Source organism: Amycolatopsis lurida (genome assembly GCF_900105055.1).
GTDB classification, from domain to species: Bacteria; Actinomycetota; Actinomycetes; order Mycobacteriales; family Pseudonocardiaceae; genus Amycolatopsis; species Amycolatopsis lurida.
Genome location: NZ_FNTA01000004.1, coordinates 4,139,319 through 4,159,811 on the forward strand (window position 1 = coordinate 4,139,319; position 20,493 = coordinate 4,159,811).

The following is a 20,493-nucleotide window of genomic DNA, read 5'->3' on the forward strand; positions in this document are numbered from 1 at the left end:
ACAACCCCGAACGGCACACCGACGCGACAGGAGACCGAGTGACGAACGCGGCGAAGAACGAGAGGCGGGGCGCGGCGCGCTTCGGCCGTCTCGCTTCGCGTGCGCTGTTCGTCCTCGGCGGCGCCGTCGCCGGTTCCGCCGCGGCGTGGGTCGTTTCGGGCGCTTCGGCTTCCGCGGACATCGCCCCGGTGGTCTCCGCTCCTGAAACCAGCGTCACCCCGGTCACCGACGCCACCTCGGCGGGCTTGACCGACGTCTCCCACGGCGCGTCGAAGTTCGCGGGTGACGTCGCCGGTGCGATGTGCGGCGACAAGCAGCAGGACGCCACCACGTGGTCGATGCCGGGCGAGAATGGATCCGCTTCCGCGAAGCACCACTGCGGCGACATCCGCGCCGACCGGCACGAGGTCTCGACGCGCGTCAGCGACGCGGTCTCCGACTTCGCGGACAACTCGGTGGTCACCCCGGTCCAGCGGACCCTCGGCGCGGTCGAGCACATCGTGCGCAAGCCGCAGGACACCCGCCAGGTACTGGACGAGACGTTCACCCCGGCACCCGAGTTCGGCCGCAAGGTCTGGGACCTCCTCGACCCGAACGGACACGGCGACCTCGTCCCGGCGCTTCCGGTCACCGGCGGTCCGGTCGACCCGAACTCGCCGCTGGACACCATCGGCGCCGGTGAGCAGGTCACCGACTTCGCGCAGCTGGCGACGACCCAGTTCCCCGCATCCGCTGAAACCGTCCTCCCGATGCCGGCCTTCGTGCAGCAGCACGGTGCCTTCGATCAGGTCGAGGACGCTCCGGCACGTGACGGTCACCGCGGTGACCTCCCGCGTCCGATCACCCCGGCGCCGCTTCCCGCCGTGCCTTCCTTCCCGACTGTCCCCGGCGGCTCCGCCCCCGGTGGTCACCTCGACGGCCTGACCCACGGCGTTCCCGCCTGGGTCGTCGCCGCCGTCGAGCGTTCCCTGACCGGCTACTCGCTGGCAGGCACGCGGTACATGCCGCTCACCCCGGGCTCGCAGCCCGGCGTCACTCCCGACTGAACACCTCCCTCCGCGGGGTAGCCGACGCGCCTCACGCCTCCCGATTCCGGGCTTGGCTTCGCGTCCGCTCCTGATCCCCGCGAAACGGCGGTGCGCTTTTTCGCGCCCGCGATCCGCTCCACCCCCTCTGGTGCCTCTCGAACGGCACCTCTCTGAACCCGAAAGGGAACCCGAAATGAAGGAGAAAAACCCCATGCAATCCTGGGCAAAGCGCGGACTCCAGACCGCGTTGGTCACGGGTGGGTTGTTGATGCTGGGCACCGGCATCGCCTCGGCCGACGAACACGTCAACCCCGACACCCCGGCCTCCCCGCTCGACGCGAACGTCACCGTTCCCATCGAGATCGACAACAACGCCATTGGCACGCCCCTCGGCCAGGCCGACCTCCCCGGCTACGAGGGAGAGGTCAGCACCAAGGCCGTCACCAAGCCCGTCTCGGACGCGCTGGACTCGGCTTCGTCGCCCGGCGGCAGCACCGACGGAATCGGCGGAGGGCTCCCCAGCCTTTCCGGCAAGAACGCGGTCCCGGCCCCGCTGGCGGCCAAGGACTCGGCCCGCCAGGTCAGCGGCGGGATGACCGGCGGTGGGTTCACCACCACGGACGACATCCTCAAGGGCAACAAGGTCGTCGGTGACGTCGTCGTCCCGATCCAGATCGTCGACAACGCCATCGGCGTGATCGGCGACGCCGAGGTCGAGGGTGGCACCCACGACCAGACCTGGTCGCACAACCAGGACATCGAGACCACCGGTGAGGACTCCAGCCTCGCCGGGAACGTCGTGTCCCTCGACTGGGCGCTGCCCGTGCAGATCGCCGGCAACGCCGGTGGGCTCGCCGGCGGCACCGGCCGCGTGGTCGGCGGTTCCGCCAGCCAGAGCACCACCGAGACCGGCAACATCACCACCGACGGCGAGGGCTCCGCCCTGTCCGGCAACGTGCTGGCCGGTCAGTTCGCCACCCCGGTCCAGGTCACCGGCAACGCCGCCTCCTGGATCATCGGCAACGCCAACAGCTCCGGCTACGAGGCCGAGACCGAGGCCACCTCCGGTGGCTGGATCGAGACCGACGGTGACGACTCCGCCCTCGGCGGCAACGTCGGCGCGGTGCCGATCGCCCTCCCGGCGAAGGTCAACGACAACGCGGCCGCCGCGTGGGGTTCGCTCGCGAACTCCAACAGCAGCTCCTCTGCGGACGCCACCGCCGGTGACACCACGCCCGGCTGGGCCAACGTCCCCAGCTACGTCCAGACCTCCGGCGAGGACTCGGCCGTCGCGGGTAACGCGATCGTGCCGCAGACCGCGGACGTCGCGAACGTGGGCGGCGTGGCCGCCAGCTGGATCGGGCTCGCGAACACCGGCACCGAAGGCGGGACGAGCCAGTCCAGCACCGTCGACGCCGGTGGGTTCGTCAGCACCGAGGGCGAAGGCTCCGCCGGTGGCGGCAACATCGTCGACCCGGCCGTGGCCGCTCCCGTCGAGGTGACCTGCATCGCGGGCACCTACATCGGCAGCGCCAACGTCGCCTCGTGCGAGAACACCGTCGACGCGAACGCCGGCGACGGCAGCCACACCACGGGTGACGACTCCACCCTCGCGGGCAACATCGTCAACACCCAGGCCGCGCTGGCCCCCGAGGTGTTCGGTGTCGCCGGCTCGCACATCGGACAGGCGACCGCCGAGGCGTCCGAGACGAAGACCGTGACCGCCGGCAACTACGACGGCACCACGGGCAACGACTCCTCCGGCTCGGGCAACATCGTCCAGGTCCCGGCCGCCGTCCCGGCCGAGGTCTTCGGCGTCGGTGGCTCGTTCATCGGTCAGGGCACCGCCTCGGCCGAGGAGACCAAGGTCGTCACCGGTGGCGGCGGCGGGAACACCGCCGACGACAACGGCTTCCTCAGCTCCAACCTGGGCACCGTGCCGGTTTCGCTGCCGGTGCAGGCGTTCGGGATCGGTGGCGCGTTCATCGGCCAGGGCCACGGTGGCGCCGACGGTGACACCACCTCCACCGCGGGCGGCGACGTCCACGCGACCGGTGACGGTGGCGCGGGCTCGGGCAACCTGGTCTACGGCCCGGTCTCCCTGCCGGTCCAGGCGCACAACTTCGCCGCCGTGCTCGGCGGGATCGCCTCGGGCAAGGGCACGAACCTCACCGACTCGAGCGCGGGCGGCGACGCCACCGCCAACGGTGAAGAAGGCGCGCTGGCGGGCAACATCGTCCAGACGCCGATCGGCGGCGCGGTCCCGCTGACCGGGCACGGCATCGCCGGTGCGGGCATCGCCGAGGGCGAGAGCGTCAGCGACGTCCTGTCGGAGGCCGGCGGCGACGCCACCACCAACGGTGACGAGGGTGCGGTCGCGGGCAACATCATCGGCGTGCAGGCGCTGCCGATCGTGCCGATCACGCACGACGCGGTCGCGGTCGCGGGTCTCGCCGACGCCGAAGGCTCCAACACCGTCGACGCCCTTTCGGGTGGAGACGTGGAGACCTCGGGTCTCGACGGATCGCTGTCGGGCAACATCCTCGACATCCCGGCCGCGGTCGACCCCGAGGTGTTCGGCAACGCCATCGCGGCGGTCGGCGGCGTGTCCGAGACCGAGGCGACCAGCATGATCACCGGCCAGGCCGGTGGCGACAGCATCACCGACGGCAGCGGAGAGGCCCTCTCGGGCTTCAACTTCCACCACCCGTTCGTCTTCGTGGTGCCGCTGAACGAGTTCGAGATCCCGATCCTGGCGATCGCGGACGAGAACTCGGAGGACTTCACCGAGATCAACGGTGAGGAGTTCACCCGGACCTTCACCGACTCGGTCGGTTCGGAGATGCCGATCGACGCGCTGCCCGCGCTGCCCTTCGGTGCCCCCACCCTGCCGTCGATGAACGGTGCCGGCGCCCTGCCCACCACCCCGGCGATCGGTGGCGCCCGCGCCGACGGTCCCCAGGTGGCGACCCTGCCGGTGCAGATGGCCGGTCTGACCGCGCTGAAGCAGCTGACCGCCGTCCCGACGATGCTGCCGAAGTCGGAACTGCCCGAGCTGCCCGGCACCCCGGCCCTGCCCGGTGTCCCGGCCCTGCCGAAGACCCCGGGTCTGCCCGGTGACGCCGCTCGTGCGGACGCCCCCAAGCTCGCCCAGCTGCCGGCCCTCCCGGCGCTGAACGGGCTGCCCACCGCGGGCAAGCTGCCGGTGCAGCTCCCGACCGCGGGCAAGCTGCCGGTGCAGCTGCCCACCGCGGGCACCCTGCCCACCGCGGGCACCCTGCCCACCGCGGGCACCCTGCCCACCGCGGGCACCCTGCCCACCGTGGGCAAGCTGCCGGTGCAGCTCCCGACCGCCGGCACCCTGCCCACCGCGGGCACCCTGCCCACCGCGGGTGCGCTGCCGGTGCAGCTGCCCGCCACGGGCACCCTGCCGGGCGTGAACAGCACCCCGGCGTTGCCGACCGCGCAGGTCCCGGCTCTGGCGGGCGTCGACTCGTCGCCGCTGAGCATGTTCCAGCGTTTCATCGGCACCCTGACCGGCAAGAAGTTCCACACCATGTGAACCTGCCAGTCGGCTAGCGCCACTGAATGAACCGAAGCGGGCCCGGGAGACACTCCCGGGCCCGCTTTGTGTTCTGTTCAGCCCCCGGGGGTGAACAGCGCGTCTTGGGCGGCGCCCATCGCGGTCAGCACCGCGCCTTCCAGCACCGCGCCGCCGCCGACGGTGCCCGCACGGACCTCGGTCCGCAGCGGCGAGATCTCCGAGAGCCGACGGCTCACCCTGGACGCCAGCGCGTCGCCGCCGGCCCGTCCGATCTCCCCGCCCAGCACGAGACAGCCCGGATCCAGGACCGCGGTGACCGCGGCGGCACCGATCGCGATCCGCTCCGCGACGATCTCCAGAAACTCCTCGGCGTTCGCGTCGATCGCGTACCCGACAGCCGCCTCGGCCGCTTCGGCGTTGTCGCCCGTCGAAGCCGGGATGCCGTGCGCGCGGGCGAGTTCGCAGATCGCGGCGCTGCCCGCCAGGGTATGGAAGCCGCCGTCGCAGTCGGTCGCCGTCGGCAGCCTTCCGGGGCCCAGCATCGGCAGGAACCCGATCTCCCCCGCGCCGCCCGACGCGCCCCGCCGCAGTGAACCGTCGAGGACGACGGCCGCGCCGACACCGAAACCCAGCCACAGCAGCACGAACGTGTCCCGGTCGCGGGCGGCGCCGAGCCGCTGTTCGGCGGCGGCCGCGAGGTTGACCTCGTTCTCCAGCAGCACCGGGACACCGAGCCGTCGCCGGAGTTCGTCGACAAGTCTCCCGTGCCACGCGGGCAAGCCGCCGGCGTGCCGCAGGCCGCCGGTCGCCGGGTCGACCAGACCGGGAGCGCCGACGGCGATCGTGTGCAGCTCGGTCGCGCCCGCCTCGGCGGTGGTGGCCTCCAGCAGGGCGATCGCCCGCTCGACGGCGACCTCGGTGTCGACGTCCAGGTCGAACGGCAGCGAGGCCTCCGCTCGGGTCCGGCCCAGCAGGTCCGCGACCGAAACGGCCACGCCGTGGGTGCGGACGTCGAGGCCGGCGAGGTAGGCGCGTTCGGCGACGATGCCGTACAGCTTCGCGTTCGGGCCGCGGCGTTCCGCGCCCGCCTCGCCGACGATCTCGATCAGCCCGGCGTCCTGGAGGCGTTCCACGAGGTCCGCGACCGTCGGCCGGGAAAGCCCGGTCAACGTTTTGAGCTGGGCGGCCGTCAGGGCGCCTTCGCGGTGCAGGAGGTCGAGAGCGAGGCGGTCGTTGATGGCACGTGCCGTGCTCGGGGAGGCGGACGGCATCCGGATGACACTCACCGGCAGATCCTCCCAGAATTAATTATCAGGTTCCCTTCCTGATAGTTTACGCTGACGCCGTCGAGTCGTCTCATGGACCTTGGGGGCCCAGTGACCAACACAGTGGAAACCGTCGGCGGGCCGACGCGGCGGGTGCGGCAGGCGCGGCTCGCCACGGCCGCCGTCTTCGCCGTGCACGGCGCGGTGACCGGCAGTTTCGCCACCCGGATCCCGTGGATCCAGGAGCACGCGGGGATCAGCGCGGGCCAGCTCGGCCTCGCGCTCGCCTTCCCCGCCATCGGTGCTTCGCTCACCATGCCGCTCGCCGCGCGGATCGGGCACCGGCTCGGCAGCAGGCTCGGGCTCCGGCTGCTGCTCGCGTACTGGACGCTGGCGCTGATCCTCCCGGCCCTTGCGGGGAACCTCTTCACCCTGTGCCTCGCGTTGTTCGTCATGGGCACCGCGGCGGGTACCTCCGACGTGTTGATGAACGCCCTCGGCGTCGACGTCGAGGAGAGGATGGGCAAGTCGGTCATGTCGGGGCTGCACGGCATGTGGACCACCGGTGCGCTCGTCGGCTCCGCCGCGGGCACGCTCGCCGCACATGCCGGGCTGGACGCCCGGATCCACTTCGCGATCGCGTCGGCCGTGCTCACCGTCGCCGGCGCGCTCATCTGTCAGGGCGTCTTCGACGTCCGCAGCGCACCGGACGAGAACCCGCCGCCGAGGTTCGCGTTGCCGCCGAAATCGGCCGTGATCATCGGCGCGGTGGCGTTCTGCGCCGTCTTCGCCGAAGGGGCGAGCCTCGACTGGTCCGCCGTCTACCTGCGTGACGTCCTCGGCACCTCGCCGGGGATCGCCGCGGCCTCGACCACCGCGTTCACCTGCACGATGGCGGTCGCCCGCCTCTCGGGCGACGCGCTGGTGCGGCGCTTCGGCTCGGTCAACACCGTCCGCGCGGGTGGCGCCTTCGCGACACTGGGCGGGTTGCTGGTCGTCTTCGCCGTCCATCCGGTGATGGCGATGGCCGGTTTCGCCCTGATCGGGCTCGGCGTCTCCGTCGTCGTGCCTCTCGCTTTCGCGGCGGCCGGACGCAGCGGGCCGACGCCGAGCCAGTCGATCGCGGGCGTCGCGACCATCACCTATTCGTCGGGTCTCGTGGCGCCGTCGCTGATCGGCGGGATCGCCGACCTGACGTCGCTGACGATGTCGTTCGCGGTGGTCACGCTGCTGGCGCTCGGCCTGGTGGCGGGCGCCGGCGTCCTTCGAACCCGCTAGTCGAACTGGAGGGAACGCTTGGCGAGGCCGTGCCAGTAGCCGTCGATCACGGTCTCCCCTTTGCCCTCCGAAGAGGCTGCGCCGAGCGAGACGAACAGCGGCGCGAAGTGTTCGATCCTGGGGTGCGCGAGGGCCGCGGCGGGTGCCTTGTGCTGGAAGTCCAGCAACGCATCGAGGTCGCCTTCACGCAGGGTTTCCGCACCCCAGTGGTCGAATTCGCTCGACCACGACGGTGGCGCCCCGTCGGTGCCGTCGGTCTGGCCCAGTGCGCTCAGGTTGTGGGTGAAGAAGCCGCTGCCGATGATCAGCACGCCTTCGTCGCGCAGCGGCGCGAGCTTCCGGCCGAGGTCGAACAGCTCCCGCGGGTCCAGCGACGGCATGGACACCTGCAGCACCGGGATGTCGGCGTCCGGGTACATCTCCACGAGCGGGACGTACGCGCCGTGGTCGAGGCCGCGATCGGGCGCGTCGTGCACCGGCGTCCGGGTCGAGCGCAGGAGCTTCCGCACCTTGTCCGCCAGTTCGGGAGCGCCGGGCGCGGCGTATTCCACCTGGTAGTAGCGATCCGGGAACCCCCAGAAGTCGTAGACCAGCGGCACTGTGGTGGTGGCGCCGAGGGTCAGCGGTGCCTCTTCCCAGTGTGCCGAGACGACGAGGATCGCTTTCGGTTTCTCGAGGTCCGCCGACCAGCCGGCGAGCTGGCGAGTCCAGGTGGCGTCGTCGGCGAGCGGCGGCGCGCCGTGGCTGAGGTAGAGCACCGGCGTCATGTCAGCTCCAGGTGTTTGAACTTTCAACTACCAGGATAGACGACGTCGCCAGGCTTCGTCTTATTCCCGCACGAGGTTGGCCGGCGTCCGGCTTCAGGGATACTTCTTCGGGTAGGGCGGCAAGTACAGGCACTTGGTGAGGACGAGCGATGACGGACGCCGTGGCCGACGTGGAACGCGCGATGATCGCCATCCGGCGGAGCCAGGCGAGGCGATCGCTGTCGAAACTCGCCCGCGACCGCGCCGAGACCATGCCGGACCAGGCGATTCAGGGACTTCTCGACGCCGTCGAGGCGGCCGGGGAGAGCGGCGAATCCGGGACCGTCACCAGTCTCGCCGCCGCGCTGGCCATCGACCAGCCGCGAGCGAGCCGTCTCGTCGCCCGCGCGGTCGAGGACGGTTTTCTCCGGCGCGAAGCCGATCAGCGCGACGGCCGCCGCGCCGTCCTCGTGCTCACCGAGACCGGCCGCGCCGAAGTGGCGCGCATGCACGAATTCCGCCGCTCGGTGTTCGCCGAGGCGATGGCGGACTGGACGGACGACGACCGCCGCGAGTTCGCCCGGCTGCTGACCGCGTTCGTCCGGAACTACGGGGCACTCGGCGTGAAGTAGTTGACCAGGTTGCCGTCGGGGTCGCGGAACAGCAGCGACCGGTTCCCCCACGGCATCGTGGTCGGCTCCTGCACGATCTCGGCCAGGCCTGCCAGCCGCTCGTGCTCCCGGTCGACGTCCTCCACGCGGAACTCGAGGATCGCCGTGCGGTTCGACTCGGGCACCGCGGCTCCCGCGCCGAACAGCCGCATCGTCTCGGCGCTGCCGATCGCCAAGATGCACGACGGGCCGACGAGTTCGGCGAACTGCTCGGAACGCCAGCGCGCGGCGAGGCCGGTCGCCTTTTCGTAGAACCCGGCGAGGCGGGCGACGTCATGGGTGATCACGCGGACGGAAACGAACTGCATGGCTGGTCCTTTCGGTGCCGGAAAGCGGGACACCGGCCACGCTAGGAGCAATACCGGGCAGAATCCGCCCGGTATTCTTCTCGCTGTGACCAGGCCCATCGCCCGTGTGCTCGCGCTGCTGGAGATCCTGCAGAGCGGCGGGACGCGCACCGTCGCGGAGCTCGCGGGACGGCTCGACGTGGACGAACGCACCGTCCGCCGCTATGCCGAACACCTCGTCGACCTGGACATCCCGGTCCGCTCGGTGCGCGGCCGGTACGGCGGCTACCGGCTGGCCCCCGGCTACCGGATGCCGCCGCTGATGCTCACCGACGAGGAGGCGCTGGCCGTCCTGCTCGGCCTGGTCGCGGGGCGGCGTGCCGGGCTGATCACCACGTCGGTCGCGGCCGTCGAGAGCGCCGTCGCGAAGGTCCGCCGGGTACTTCCCGAACCTCTGGGCAGGCGGCTGAACGCGCTGCTGGAGACCGCCGATTTCACCGCACCGGCCAGGAAAGCCCTGTCGGCCGAGGCCGAAGTGCTGCTCACCCTCGCGGAGGCGGCCCGTGACCGGCATCCGGTCGGGATCGCGTACCTCGCCGGACACGGCGGCGCCAGCGAACGCGTCGTCCATCCGTATGGCGTCGTGGCGCATTCCGGCCGCTGGTACTTGACCGGATTCGACTCGGCCGGCGGCGAGGTGCGCACCTTTCGCGTAGACCGGATCAAGTCGGCGAAGCCGCGGCCTGGGACCTTCGAGGCCCCCGGCGACTTCGAACCGACCGAGCGGCTGCTGACCGCGTTGGCCGAGACGCCGTACCGGCACGACGTCTCCGTGCGGATCCAGGCGTCGCCCGAGGAGATCCGTGCCGTCTTCCCGCCGTCCGTGGCGATCCTCGAGCCGGACGGCGACCAGGTCCGCGCCCGGATCCGGGCCGAACGGCTCGACTGGATCCCGGCGCGGCTCGCCGCACTCGACCGGCCGTTCGTCATCGAACGGCCGGCCGAACTCCGCGGTTTGGTCAGCGCGCTGGCGGCCCGGCTGGCCGAGCGGGCGCGCTGACCGGTCGTGCTCACTTGCCGCAGAACACCGTCCGGACGAGCTTGTCCAGCGCCCCCGGGAACGACGGCAGCGGATCCTTCGCGGAGTCGCCCGAGGTGATCGACGCGGTCAGCGTCTTGCTGCCGTCGGGCGAGCTGTACATCAGCGATCCGTAGCCGTTGAGGCCGCCGTTGTGGTTGAGGACGACGCCGCAGCCCGGGCCCAAGTCCTGCGTGAACTGCCCGAGACCGTAGAAGCCGTAAAGGCTTTCGCTGCCGGGGTGCGTCTCGCGCATTTCGGCCATCAGCCGGGCCGGAAGCAGCTTTCCGCTCTGCAGCGCGGAAAAGTACGTCTGGAGATCCTTGGTCGTCGAGATCATGTCGCCGGCGCTGGAGATCCAGGACGGGTTCTGGTGGGTGACGTCGATCGTCTTCCACTGCCCGGCGTCTTCATAGCGGTAGTAGGCGTGGGCGTACGGCTTGGGCATCCCCGCCCACGCGCCCGGCGACAAGGTGTCACGCAGCTTGAGCGGCCGCAGGATCCGCCGGTCCAGCTCGTCGGCGAAGGGGCGGCCGGAGAGCTTCTCCACCAGCAGCCTGGCGACCACGGTGTTGGTGTTGGAGTAGCTCCAGCCCGCGCCCGGCTCGAAGACCGGGGGCTTGGACACCGCCAGCCGGACCAGTTCCTCGGGCCGGTAGGTGTGGAACCGCTTGTCCACCCATTCCTTGCCCGCCCACGGGATTCCCGGCGTGACCGTGCCGTCCGGGTGGTACTGGCCGGTGTGGTTGAACAGCCCGCTGGTGTGCTGCAGCAGCATCCGCACGGTGATCCGCGAGTCCAGCCCGAGCTCGGGAAGGAAACCGGCGACCGGGGTGTCGAGCCCGATCCTGCCTTCGGCCACCAGCTGCAGCACCAGGGTCGCGGTGAAGTTCTTCGACGTGCTGCCGACGCGGAAGTGGCCGTTGGTCGGCGGCTTCGCGGTGCTGCCCAGCTCGCGCACTCCGGCGCTGCCGGTCCATTCGCCGCGCTCGTCGCGGACGCGTAGCTGCATCCCGCCGAACCCGGCGTCGATGAATTCCTGGGCGATCTGCCGCAGTTCCGGACGGTCCTGCCCGGCGGAGGCCGTCGGCACGGCGACGCCCGTCAGCAGTGCGGCGGCCAGCGCGGTGAGGCCGATGCGGCGGAAGGCCTTCAGTGTCTTGGTCATGGCGACCACGTTCGCGGGTCGCGCTGACACGGGACGGTCACGGCGCTGACACGCGGGCTCCGATGCCGTCGATAAGGAAGTCGAGGCCGATCCGGAAGGTCTCGTCGGCGTCCAGGTGGACCGCGTCGCGCACCACCGTGGCCAGCGCGGGCAGCTTGCCGGTGGCGAAGGTCCGGGTCAGATAGGGCCCGAGCGTTGCCTGCCAGCGTTTTTCGTCCATTCCGGTGGCCCGTTCCGCCCGACGCTCGGCGATCTCCCGGCGCACCGCGCCGATCGTGTACGCGTTGACCGCCGAGACCACGGGTATCGCGGAGTCGATGCCGACGTCACCCAGCGCCGCCAGCACGGCCTCCGAGGTCGCCAGCGCGTGCGGGCCGAGCTGGGGCCTGCCGCCGAGCAGGTCGGCGAGCCATTCGTGCCGGTGAACCGCCTGCCGCATGGCGTCGGCGAGTGATCGGAGCGCCTCCCGCCAGCCCTCCCCGGCGGGCCGGATCTCGGCGTGGGCGGCGTCGACCATCAGGTCGAGCAGCTCCTCCTTGCTTTCGATGTAGCCGTACAGCCGCATCGGACCGACGTCCAGCGCGGTGGCGACCTTGCGCAGCGACACCGCGTCCAAGCCGTCTGCGTCCGCCAGCCGGATCGCCGCCCGCACGATCAGCTCCCGGCTCAACGGGGCCAGCGCCGGACGACTCGGCGGCTCCGGCCGCTCCCACACCACCATGCGGTGACAATACACCGCATCGTCCGATACAGTGTATTGATCAATACGGTGTATCGAAGGAGTGGGATCATGACCATCGCCATCGTCGGAGCGGGTCTCAGCGGCCTGGCTCTCGCCCGTGTCCTGCACGTCAACGGCATCGGCGCCGTCGTGTACGAACGTGAATCGTCGCGTGAGGCCCGCGGTCAAGGCGGCATGCTCGACATCCACGCCGACACCGGGCAGCGGGCGTTGCGTGAAGCCGGCCTGTTCGACCGGTTCTCCGAGATCGCCCGCAACGAGGGCCAGGACATGCGGCTCTTGGAGCCGGACGGCACCCTGTTGCTGCAGGAGGACACGCCCGACGACGCGCCGTTCGAGCGCCCCGAGGTCGACCGCGCCGACCTGCGTGATCTGCTGCTGGATTCCCTCCCCGAAGACACGGTGCGCTGGGGGCACGCCTTCGAATCCGCCGAAGACGGCGTCCTGCGTTTCGCCGACGGGCGCACCGCGACGTACGACCTGCTGGTCGGCGCCGACGGCGCGTATTCCCGGGTCCGCCCGCTGCTCACCGACGCCCGCCCGGCGCATCTCGGCCACAACTTCGTCGAGCTGCGCATTCCCGACATCGACCGCACTCACCCCGGCCTCGCCGAGATGGTCGGACGCGGCACCTACTGGGCGCTCGGCGACGGCAAGTCACTGGCGGCCCAGCGCAACGGCGACGGCACCGTGCGCGTCGGCCTCAGCTTCTACGGCACCGGCGAGGACTGGTTCAGCACCAACGGGATGCCGCTCGACGATCCGGCCGCCGCCCGGGCGTGGCTGATCGAACGACTCGACGGCTGGGACGCGCGGTTCACCGCGCTGATCGCGGCCTGCGACGACGCGGTGGTGCCGCGGTCGATCGCGGCTCTCCCCGTCGGCCTGACCTGGCCGTCGGCGCCGGACGTCACCCTGGTCGGGGACGCCGCGCACCTGATGCCGCCGGTGGGGGAAGGTGCCAACGTGGCCCTGCTCGACGGCGCCCTGCTCGGCCTTGCCCTGGCCGCGCATCCGGGCGACTACCCCGCCGCCGTCGAAGACTACGAACGCGAAATGTTCGACCGCGCCGACGCCGCCGCCCGGATGTCCGCGCGGGTCCACGAGCTTCTGGCCGCGCCGGACGCCGCCCGGCGAATGCTCGCGTTCTTCCAACCGGACCGAGGCCGAGATGCTATGAACGAAAGATCCTTTCGTTCGTAGTCGTACAGGAGCTGGATGCCGACCCCGTTCAGCGCTGAGGATCGCGTCCGGATCACCGAACGGCTCCTGGCCGCCGGCCAGAGGAAAGAGACCGGCTGATCGACATCGTCGCGGCGGGACTGACCAAGGAGTGACCATGCGCGAAGGTGTACTGGCCGGTGGCGCCCCGTACCTCGAGTTCGGGACGGGAAGCCCGCTGGTGGTCTTCCGGACGGTGCTGCCGGACTCGGCCAACCCCACCGGATTCGCCCGCTGGGCGGAGGTGCGGTCCCTCAAACCGCTGGCCGAGCGGTTCACCGTGCTGACGGTCGGCAGGCGGCCGGGGCTCCGGCCCGGCGTCACCATGGCCGAGCTCGCCGCCCACCACGCCGAGGAGTTGCGGCACCGGTTCGATCGCCCGGTGGACGTGCTCGGCCTGTCCACGGCCGGCAGCCTCGCGCTGCAGTTCGCCGCCGATCATCCCGGCCTGGTGCGACGGCTCGTGGTCGGTGCCGCGGGCACCCGGCTCGGCGCGGAAGGCCGTCGCGTCCAGCGCCGGTACGCGGATCTGCTGGCCGCCGGACGGCACCGGGCCGCGGCCATGGCGCTGGCGCCCACGGTGGCGGACTCCCGCCCCGGACGGGCTCTGCTGGCCGGGTTGCTGGGCCTGGCCTCCGGCCGCCCGGCGGACCCGGACGGCATGGTGGCCATGCTGCGGGCCGAGGACGCGTTCGACATCGAAGACCGGCTCGGCGAGATCACCGCGCCGACCTTGGTGATCGCCGGTTCGGAAGACGCCCTCTACCCACTCGAACTCGCCGAGCGAGTGGCCGACAAGACCCGCCGCGGCGATCTCAAGGTCTATCCGGGACGACGGCACCACACCGTGATGAGCGATCGCCGCTTCACCAAGGACGTCTTCGAATTCCTGCTCTAGTCGTGTGACAGGTCGACGAAGCGGCTGTAGTGCAGCTGGTGCGCGACGGTGATCGTCGCCGTCGGCCCGGCACGGTGCTTCGCGATGATCAGGTCCGCCTCGCCGGCGCGGGGGTCGTCCCGTTCCCAGGCGTCAGGGCGGTTGACCAGGATGACGAGGTCCGCGTCCTGCTCCAGCGAGCCGGACTCACGGAGGTCGGACAGCATCGGGCGTTTGTCCGTCCGCTGTTCGGGACCACGGTTCAGCTGGCTGATCGCGATCACCGGGACCTCGATCTCCTTGGCCAGCAGCTTCATCTGCCGCGAGAACTCCGAGACCTCCTGCTGCCGCGACTCGACGCGCTTCCCCGAGGTCATCAGCTGGAGATAGTCGAGGACGACGAGCTTCAAGTCGTTGCGCTGTTTGAGCCGCCGGGCCTTCGCGCGGATCTCCATCATTGTCATGTTCGGCGAGTCGTCGACGAACAGCGGCGCCTCGGAGACCTCGCTCATCCGGCGCGCGAGCCGTGTCCAGTCGTCGTCGGACATCTTGCCACCGCGCATGTCCGCCAGGCGGATCCTGGCCTCGGCCGAGAGCATGCGCATGACGATCTCGGTCCTGCTCATTTCCAGCGAGAAGATGACGCTGGTCAGACCGTGTTTGATGGACGCCGAACGCGCGAAGTCCAGCCCGAGCGTCGATTTGCCGACACCGGGCCGCGCCGCGACGATGATCATCTGGCCGGGGTGCAGGCCGTTCGTCAGATCGTCGAAGTCGGCGAACCCGGTCGGGATGCCCTGGGACTGCCCACCGCGTGACGCGATCGCGTCGATCTCGTCCATGGTCGGCTGGAGCAGCTCTTCCAGCGCGACGTAGTCCTCGCTGGTGCGCCGCTCCGTGACGTCGTAGATCGCGGCCTGCGCACGGTCGACGACCTCGTCGATGTTCGCGCCGTCGGCCGCGGCCGCGCCGTAGCCGTACTGCACGATCCGGGTGCCCGCCTCGACGAGGCGCCGCAGCACCGCCTTCTCGGAGACGATCTCGGCGTAGTACCCGGCGTTCGCCGCCGTGGGCACCGTCGCGATCAAGGTGTGCAGATACGGGGCGCCACCGACGCGGCCCAGCTCGCCGCGGCGTTCCAGTTCGGCGGAGACGGTGATCGGGTCGGCGGGTTCGCCGCGGCCGTAGAGGTCGAGGATGACGTCGTAGATCGCCTGGTGCGCGGGCCGGTAGAAGTCGTCGGGGCCGAGGGCTTCGATGACGTCGGCGACGGCGTCCTTCGACAGCAGCATGCCGCCGAGCACGGACTGCTCGGCCGCGATGTCCTGCGGGGGCTGGCGGTCGTACTCGCCGCCACGCGGACCGGGGTCACCGGGACCCGGGTCGGACTCCGCGTACATCGGATTGCGGTCGTCGGTCAGCGCCACCGCTGCTGCCACCTCCTCAAGACATCGAACACGCGTTCGATTATGCCAGAATTTCCCCGGTCGGTCCGCCCGCGCCTACCTGTCCCTCCCGCGGCTTCCGGCCCTCCCCTGTGCTCCCCTTCTCGGCCGGACGACCACCACGGTGCGTACCGGCCCGGCGGGCACGGTAGGCCCCCCGAAAGGACGAGCGCAATTTCGCCTGGGGACCGCCCTGTGGATAACCTGGGGATGACTGGGGGCAACCCTTCACAGGTGACCCGAAGCCTGTGTACAACTTGTGGGCAACGGTGGGATGGTCTGACAAAAGTGCTGGTCAGGACCTGTGGAGACACTGTGGAGAACTTTATTCACCTCGCGACGGCGTGTCGGGCAAAACTCGTCGTTCGGCGTGTCGCACGCGGGCGCACACGGGTGCCCTGTGGATGAATGCCACGGAGAGTAGAGGGGTCATCCGCCCGGTTGACCGGCGCCGGATTCAGGACGCGAACAACCTGCCCTGTGCGCTCCGTAGTCGTTCCCCGAGAATCTGCTGGTCGGCGGGCGTGAAGGCGATCCTCGGTTCGCCACTCCCCGGTACCTCTTCGGTCAGCCACCGGCCCTCGGACGTATCGATGTAGTTCACCGGGCGTTCGATCCGCTGCCGCGCGCCGCTCCGGCCGCGGGCCGCGACGTAGAGGCTTCCGCTTCCCAAACGGCGTAACGCGAGGATGCGGCGAAGCTCGTCGGCCTCCTGGCTGCCGGCGCTCTGCCGTCCGCTGCGAAGCACCTCGAAGCCCTCGTCCTGCGCCGTCGACGACGAGCGCGGCGCCTCGACCTGGCTCTTCGGGACGGCGATCGGCCGTCCGCGACCCGGGGCGAGCTTCGGGATCTGGTCGAGGAACTCGGTGAGCAGCTCTTCCGGCCGCACCGAGGCGAGCGCGACGCCGTCATGCTCGCTGTGCCGAGCGAGGACGAAACCCTCTCCGCCGGCACTCCCCGCGAGCAGGGTGAAACTCAGCGCCTTGCCCTCGAATCCGCCGTCGATCCAGCCGTAGTACTCCAGCGACGGCCTGGCGATCGCTTCGAGCGTCGCCTTGAACCCGGGATGCAGCCCCCGCGCGCCGAAGAGGCCCTGGCTCGCCAGCTCCTCGTTGGTCCGCTCGTCCTCGGCCCGCTGCGCGTCCTCGTCGTACCAGGTCGGTGTCTCCGACAGGATCGTATGCGGTTCGCCGCCGCGGCGGCGGATCAGCGTGATGAGGGTGCCGGTCGTGATCGTGACCTGCTTGTCCAGCACCGGAACTGCCCCCTAGTCGTTCTTGTTCGTCCAGCCCGGAACAAGACAAGCCGGGCGCGCGCCCCAATCTTGGCACGCGCCCGGCCCGCTCGTGACGACTACTCGCCGATCACCGGCGGTGCGGTGAGTTCGTCGGTTCCGAAGATCTCGTTGGGATCGTCGCCGACGAGGAATTTGGAGCTGCGCTCCTCGTCCTCGGCGCCCTTGCCCCTGGCGCCACCGGCCCCCATACCGCCCATGCCGCCCATCATTCCACCGGCGCCACGGCCCGCTCCGGCTCCGGCTCCGGCACCGGCCGCGCCGCCGCCCATCCCCGCGCCGCCCATCGCGCCCGCGTTGCCGGGCAGGGCCGCGCCGCTCCCGGCACCGGGACCGAACCCGGGGCCGAAGCCACCGTCCGGGCCGAAGCCGCCCGCGCCGGGGATGTCGGTGCCGCCGAAGCCGCCGCCACCGCCTCCGCCACCACCCGGGCCGAAGCCGCCGGCACCGGGGATCTTCGGCGGGGTGTAGCCGGACGCGTTCGTCCCGTCGTCCCAGGACGGCGGCTTGTAGTTGCTGCCGGGGATGTTCGGGTTGTACTGCCCGCCGGGCAGGTTCGAGCCCGGCAGATTCGACCCGGGAAGATTCGAGCCCGGCAGGTTGCTGCCCGGCAGGTTCGAGCCCGGCGTGCCGATACCCGGCATGTTCGACCCCGGCGTGCCGATCCCGGGCATGTTCGAACCGGGGATGCTCGGCATCGAACCGGGCGGCGTCGAGATGCCCGGCATGCCGTTGTGCCCGTTCCGGTCGCCCTGACCGTTCCCGTTGCCGTCCTTGTCCTTGCCCTTACCGTCGCCGCCGTTGACGTCGACGTTCGTGTTCTGCCCCTCCATCTTGCTGTAGGTGGGCAGCTTCTTGCCGTTCTCGGAACTGGCCTTGAAGTACTCGTTGAACGCGTCGACGTTCGCTTGACCCTTGTCGTTGTAGTCCCGGATCGCGCGGTCGGTGTCGGTGGTCCACGGGGTGATGGAGTTGAGCAGGTTGTTCTTCGGCGGGTCCTTCGGGACCTGCTGCACCTTCGCCTTCACCGTGGTGAAAGCGGTGTTCTGCTCGCCGAGGTACTTGTCGGAGTCCACCAGCTTCTTGCCGGAGTCCTCCATCCAGGCTCGCAGGGGATGCGCGCCGGACTGTTGCGCGGCTTCGGCGCTCTTGCCGGTCCAGGCGGCGTCCATCTCCTTCGACAGGTTGTCGATGGTGGTCAGTCGCTCCTGGTAACCGGCCTTGAGCCGGGTCGCCGCGGCCTGGCCCTCTTGGATCGACCCGGTGCCCGGACCGGTGACGATCTTCTCCCAGATGTGGTAGCAGTCGATCTTGCGATCGCCGCCCGACGCTTCGAAGTCGCCGGATTTCGTGGTCGCCAGGTTGTAGGCCGAGTACCCGGCGATGATCGGCAGCAGGAACACGCGTCAGCCCTCCTTCAACGTCTCGATCATCGCTTCCCCCACTTTGAGCGCGACGGGGCACGGATCACTCGCGCCCGGTCCGTTGTCGTACTGCACCAGGATGTTCACGGCCAGCTGGTCGGTCACGCCGACGAAGAGGCCGCATTTGCCCTTGTTCCGGGCATCGAGCGACGCGGCGTACACCGCCGGGTAGCCGCCGACCTCGGTCGGCTCGAAGTACTCGTTGTTGGCCTTCGTGTCGTAGACGTCGCTCAGGCCGTTCTTGTTCGCGAGCACCGGGCTGATGTCGATCTGGTTCAGCCGGTCGTCGGCGGCGAAGAGCGTGCAGCCTTGGCCCACGCTCGTGGTCCCACGCTCACCTTCGCCGAGCCCGAGCTCGGTTCGCTTCGCCGCGGAAAGCGCGGAGCAGGCGTCGCTCTCGATCGCCGAGGTCTTCAGGGGATTCGACACCTTGGGTGCGGAGCCGGACGAGCCGCTCGACGCACTGGAGGAATCGGCCCCGGTCGTGAAGGACGGCCCGGACGAGGCCGTGCCGTTCTTGGGGCTCGAACAGCCGGCGACCAGCGCGCCCGCGGCGAGGAGGAGAACGAGGGAACGTCGCATCACACGGCCTTGTGCTTGTTGAGCGAAGCCTGGGTCTCGGCCTCGTTCGTGGTGATCTTCTGCTTGGCGGCGGTCAGCTGGTCGATGTAGTTCTTGACGTAGTCCTGCATCTTCTGGTTCTGCTCCAGGAACGCCTTGCCCGACGGGTTCGCCAGCTTCTCCCAGTCACCGCTCGCGAACTCCTTGCCGGGCGCCTTGACGTTCGCCATCAGGTTCGCGTCGCGGTAGTCCTTCTTGAGCTCGGCCTGCAGATCCGTCCACTTCTTGATGATGCCGTCGATCTTGTCCTTGTCGAAGGTGAACCCGCCACCTCCGGCCGCCGCCGGCTTGTCGGGGTTGGCCGGCGCGGACACCGTGACCTTCTGCTGCCGGTTTTCCTCGGCGTTGCTGTCGTAACCCATTGGTTCCAGATCCCCTTTTGAGTCCCCGTGCCTCGACGTCGAGTCAATCCTAAGACGTGTCCCGGCCGAGTGGGGTTCCGCGTAAAACAAAGGGCGGGACCTCTCCGAGATGGAGACGTCCCGCCCTTCGGCGTAGCGGTGTTACTTGGCTTTGACCTCGAGCCGCACGTCGACGCGGACGTCGGGGTGCAGACGGGCGCCGACCGAGTGCTTGCCCACGGTCTTGATGTGGTCCTTCAGCTCGATGACGCGCTTGTCGAGCAGCGGGCCACCCGCGGCCTTGATCGCGTCCACGATCTCGGCGGTGGTGATCGAACCGAAGAGCTTCTTCGAGCCCTCGGCCGCCTTGCCGCTCAGCTGGATGGCGCCGAGGCCCTCCAGGGTCGCCTTGATCTCCTTGGCGTGGTCGAGGTCGCGGATGCGACGGCTCTCCTGCGCCCGCTTGATCGTGCGCACGTTCTTCTCCGCGCCCTTGGTGGCCACGATGGCGTAGCCGCGGGGGAGCAGGTAGTTGCGTGCGTAGCCGTCCTTGACCTCGACGATGTCGCCGGGCCCACCGAGGTTGGCGACGTCGGTGGTGAGAATGATCTTCGCCATTGACGTGCCTCCTTAGCGTGCGGTCGAGGTGTAGGGCAGCAGCGCCATTTCGCGGGAGTTCTTGACCGCGATGGCGATGTCACGCTGGTGCTGGCTGCAGTTGCCGGTCACGCGACGGGCACGGATCTTCCCGCGGTCGGAGATGTACTTCCGAAGCAGGTTGGTGTCCTTGTAGTCGATGTTCTCCGGGCGGCCCTTCTTCTCGGCCTTGCAGAACACGCAGACCTTCTTCTTGGGCTTGCGGATGGGTGGCTTGGCCACGGTATTTCTCCTGGATTTCTACGTAGTGGTTGTCTCGAGGCGTCTCGCGGAGCTTTCGCCCGCGGCGGAGCGCCTGATCAGAAGGGCGGCTCGTCGGAGAAACCGCCGCCACCGCCGCCACCGGCGGGCGGGGCGGAACCCCACGGGTCGTCGGCGGGCGGGCCGGACTGGCCGCCACCGCCGCCACCGAAGCCGCCGCCTCCACCGCCACCGGTGCCACGGCTGACCTTGTTCACCTTGGCGGTGGCGTAGCGCAGCGACGGGCCGATCTCATCGACCTCGAGCTCGACGACGGTGCGCTTCTCGCCTTCCTTGGTCTCGAAAGACCGCTGCTTGAGGCGCCCCTGCACGACGACACGCGCGCCACGCGTCAGCGACTCGGCGACGTTCTCGGCCGCCTGACGCCAGATGTTGCAGCGCAGGAACAGGGCCTCGCCGTCCTTCCACTCACCGGACTGACGGTCCAGCGTGCGCGGGGTGGACGCGACCGTGAAGTTCGCGACCGCCGCACCGGAAGGGGTGAAGCGAAGCTCCGGGTCGGACGTGAGGTTGCCGATCACCGTGATGACGGTGTCTCCAGCCAT

Annotated in this window: 20 protein-coding genes; 7 read left to right on the forward strand and 13 right to left on the reverse strand. The window is 70.1% G+C overall.

Going from position 1 to position 20,493, the window contains the following annotated elements; genetic code table 11:
• Positions 1 to 38: 38 nt before the first annotated feature.
• Entirely contained in the window at positions 39 to 1,046 is a 1,008-nt protein-coding gene (locus BLW75_RS24730) for a hypothetical protein (RefSeq protein ID WP_034314365.1), read from the forward strand.
• 193 nt (positions 1,047 to 1,239) lie between these two features.
• Positions 1,240 to 4,590, forward strand: coding sequence for a beta strand repeat-containing protein (locus BLW75_RS24735; protein ID WP_091599920.1), 3,351 nt, complete (start codon positions 1,240 to 1,242; stop codon positions 4,588 to 4,590).
• Positions 4,591 to 4,667: 77 nt separating this feature from the next.
• Here the strand turns inward: BLW75_RS24735 and BLW75_RS24740 are convergent, their stop codons facing one another.
• Entirely contained in the window at positions 4,668 to 5,858 is a 1,191-nt protein-coding gene (locus BLW75_RS24740) for an ROK family transcriptional regulator (protein WP_198935760.1), read from the reverse strand.
• 90 nt (positions 5,859 to 5,948) lie between these two features.
• Here BLW75_RS24740 and BLW75_RS24745 point away from each other — a divergent pair, with 90 nt between their 5' ends.
• Positions 5,949 to 7,115: an MFS transporter gene (locus BLW75_RS24745; protein ID WP_034314362.1), complete on the forward strand. Its 1,167-nt coding sequence runs from the start codon at positions 5,949 to 5,951 to the stop codon at positions 7,113 to 7,115.
• Here BLW75_RS24745 and BLW75_RS24750 read toward each other — a convergent pair.
• On the reverse strand, positions 7,112 to 7,882 hold the full coding sequence (locus BLW75_RS24750; protein ID WP_034314359.1) for a dioxygenase family protein: 771 nt from the start codon (positions 7,880 to 7,882) through the stop codon (positions 7,112 to 7,114). The genes BLW75_RS24745 and BLW75_RS24750 overlap by 4 nt on opposite strands.
• A 149-nt stretch (positions 7,883 to 8,031) precedes the next feature.
• Here BLW75_RS24750 and BLW75_RS24755 point away from each other — a divergent pair, with 149 nt between their 5' ends.
• On the forward strand, positions 8,032 to 8,493 hold the full coding sequence (locus tag BLW75_RS24755; RefSeq protein WP_034314355.1) for a MarR family winged helix-turn-helix transcriptional regulator: 462 nt from the start codon (positions 8,032 to 8,034) through the stop codon (positions 8,491 to 8,493).
• Here BLW75_RS24755 and BLW75_RS24760 read toward each other — a convergent pair.
• Positions 8,469 to 8,840, reverse strand: coding sequence for a VOC family protein (locus BLW75_RS24760; RefSeq protein ID WP_034314351.1), 372 nt, complete (start codon positions 8,838 to 8,840; stop codon positions 8,469 to 8,471). The two genes, BLW75_RS24755 and BLW75_RS24760, sit on opposite strands and share 25 nt — an antisense overlap.
• Before the next feature lie 85 nt (positions 8,841 to 8,925).
• On the opposite strand from BLW75_RS24760, the gene BLW75_RS24765 reads away from it, so the two are divergent.
• The gene (locus tag BLW75_RS24765) at positions 8,926 to 9,879 is read left to right on the forward strand and encodes a helix-turn-helix transcriptional regulator (protein WP_091598293.1); all 954 of its coding nucleotides are present in this window, start codon (positions 8,926 to 8,928) and stop codon (positions 9,877 to 9,879) included.
• A gap of 10 nt (positions 9,880 to 9,889) precedes the next feature.
• Here BLW75_RS24765 and BLW75_RS24770 read toward each other — a convergent pair whose 3' ends face one another.
• Both BLW75_RS24770 and BLW75_RS24775 read right to left on the reverse strand, forming a co-directional pair.
• Entirely contained in the window at positions 9,890 to 11,065 is a 1,176-nt protein-coding gene (locus BLW75_RS24770) for a serine hydrolase domain-containing protein (protein WP_034314349.1), read from the reverse strand.
• A gap of 37 nt (positions 11,066 to 11,102) precedes the next feature.
• On the reverse strand, positions 11,103 to 11,786 hold the full coding sequence (locus BLW75_RS24775) for a TetR/AcrR family transcriptional regulator (RefSeq protein ID WP_034314346.1): 684 nt from the start codon (positions 11,784 to 11,786) through the stop codon (positions 11,103 to 11,105).
• 69 nt (positions 11,787 to 11,855) lie between these two features.
• On the opposite strand from BLW75_RS24775, the gene BLW75_RS24780 reads away from it, so the two are divergent.
• Both BLW75_RS24780 and BLW75_RS24785 read left to right on the forward strand, forming a co-directional pair.
• Positions 11,856 to 13,010 (forward strand): FAD-dependent oxidoreductase, encoded by a 1,155-nt coding sequence (locus BLW75_RS24780; RefSeq protein WP_091598296.1) that lies wholly within the window; start codon positions 11,856 to 11,858, stop codon positions 13,008 to 13,010.
• 136 nt (positions 13,011 to 13,146) lie between these two features.
• Positions 13,147 to 13,926 (forward strand): alpha/beta fold hydrolase, encoded by a 780-nt coding sequence (locus tag BLW75_RS24785; protein WP_034314343.1) that lies wholly within the window; start codon positions 13,147 to 13,149, stop codon positions 13,924 to 13,926.
• On the opposite strand, the gene dnaB is transcribed toward BLW75_RS24785, so the two are convergent.
• The 8 genes from dnaB to BLW75_RS24825 form a co-directional block, all read right to left on the reverse strand.
• Positions 13,923 to 15,332 carry a replicative DNA helicase gene (gene dnaB, locus BLW75_RS24790; protein ID WP_007032313.1) on the reverse strand — a complete coding sequence of 470 codons (1,410 nt, stop codon included), beginning with the start codon at positions 15,330 to 15,332 and terminating at the stop codon, positions 13,923 to 13,925. The genes BLW75_RS24785 and dnaB overlap by 4 nt on opposite strands.
• Before the next feature lie 475 nt (positions 15,333 to 15,807).
• Positions 15,808 to 16,605 carry an ESX secretion-associated protein EspG gene (locus tag BLW75_RS24795; RefSeq protein WP_034314341.1) on the reverse strand — a complete coding sequence of 266 codons (798 nt, stop codon included), beginning with the start codon at positions 16,603 to 16,605 and terminating at the stop codon, positions 15,808 to 15,810.
• 98 nt (positions 16,606 to 16,703) lie between these two features.
• Entirely contained in the window at positions 16,704 to 18,047 is a 1,344-nt protein-coding gene (locus BLW75_RS24800) for a PPE domain-containing protein (protein ID WP_034314339.1), read from the reverse strand.
• Between the two features lie 3 nt (positions 18,048 to 18,050).
• Entirely contained in the window at positions 18,051 to 18,650 is a 600-nt protein-coding gene (locus BLW75_RS24805) for a DUF3558 domain-containing protein (RefSeq protein ID WP_034314335.1), read from the reverse strand.
• Complete coding sequence (locus BLW75_RS24810) at positions 18,650 to 19,051, reverse strand: hypothetical protein (protein ID WP_034314333.1); 402 nt, start codon at positions 19,049 to 19,051, stop codon at positions 18,650 to 18,652. Before BLW75_RS24810 ends, BLW75_RS24805 begins: the two co-directional genes overlap by 1 nt.
• 141 nt (positions 19,052 to 19,192) lie before the next feature.
• Positions 19,193 to 19,648, reverse strand: a complete 456-nt coding sequence (rplI, locus tag BLW75_RS24815; protein ID WP_005168124.1) for a 50S ribosomal protein L9 — start codon at positions 19,646 to 19,648, stop codon at positions 19,193 to 19,195.
• Positions 19,649 to 19,660: 12 nt separating this feature from the next.
• The gene (gene rpsR / locus BLW75_RS24820; protein WP_005168122.1) at positions 19,661 to 19,909 is read right to left on the reverse strand and encodes a 30S ribosomal protein S18; all 249 of its coding nucleotides are present in this window, start codon (positions 19,907 to 19,909) and stop codon (positions 19,661 to 19,663) included.
• A gap of 77 nt (positions 19,910 to 19,986) precedes the next feature.
• A complete protein-coding gene (locus tag BLW75_RS24825) occupies positions 19,987 to 20,493 on the reverse strand; it encodes a single-stranded DNA-binding protein (protein ID WP_034314331.1) in 507 nt (168 codons plus the stop codon).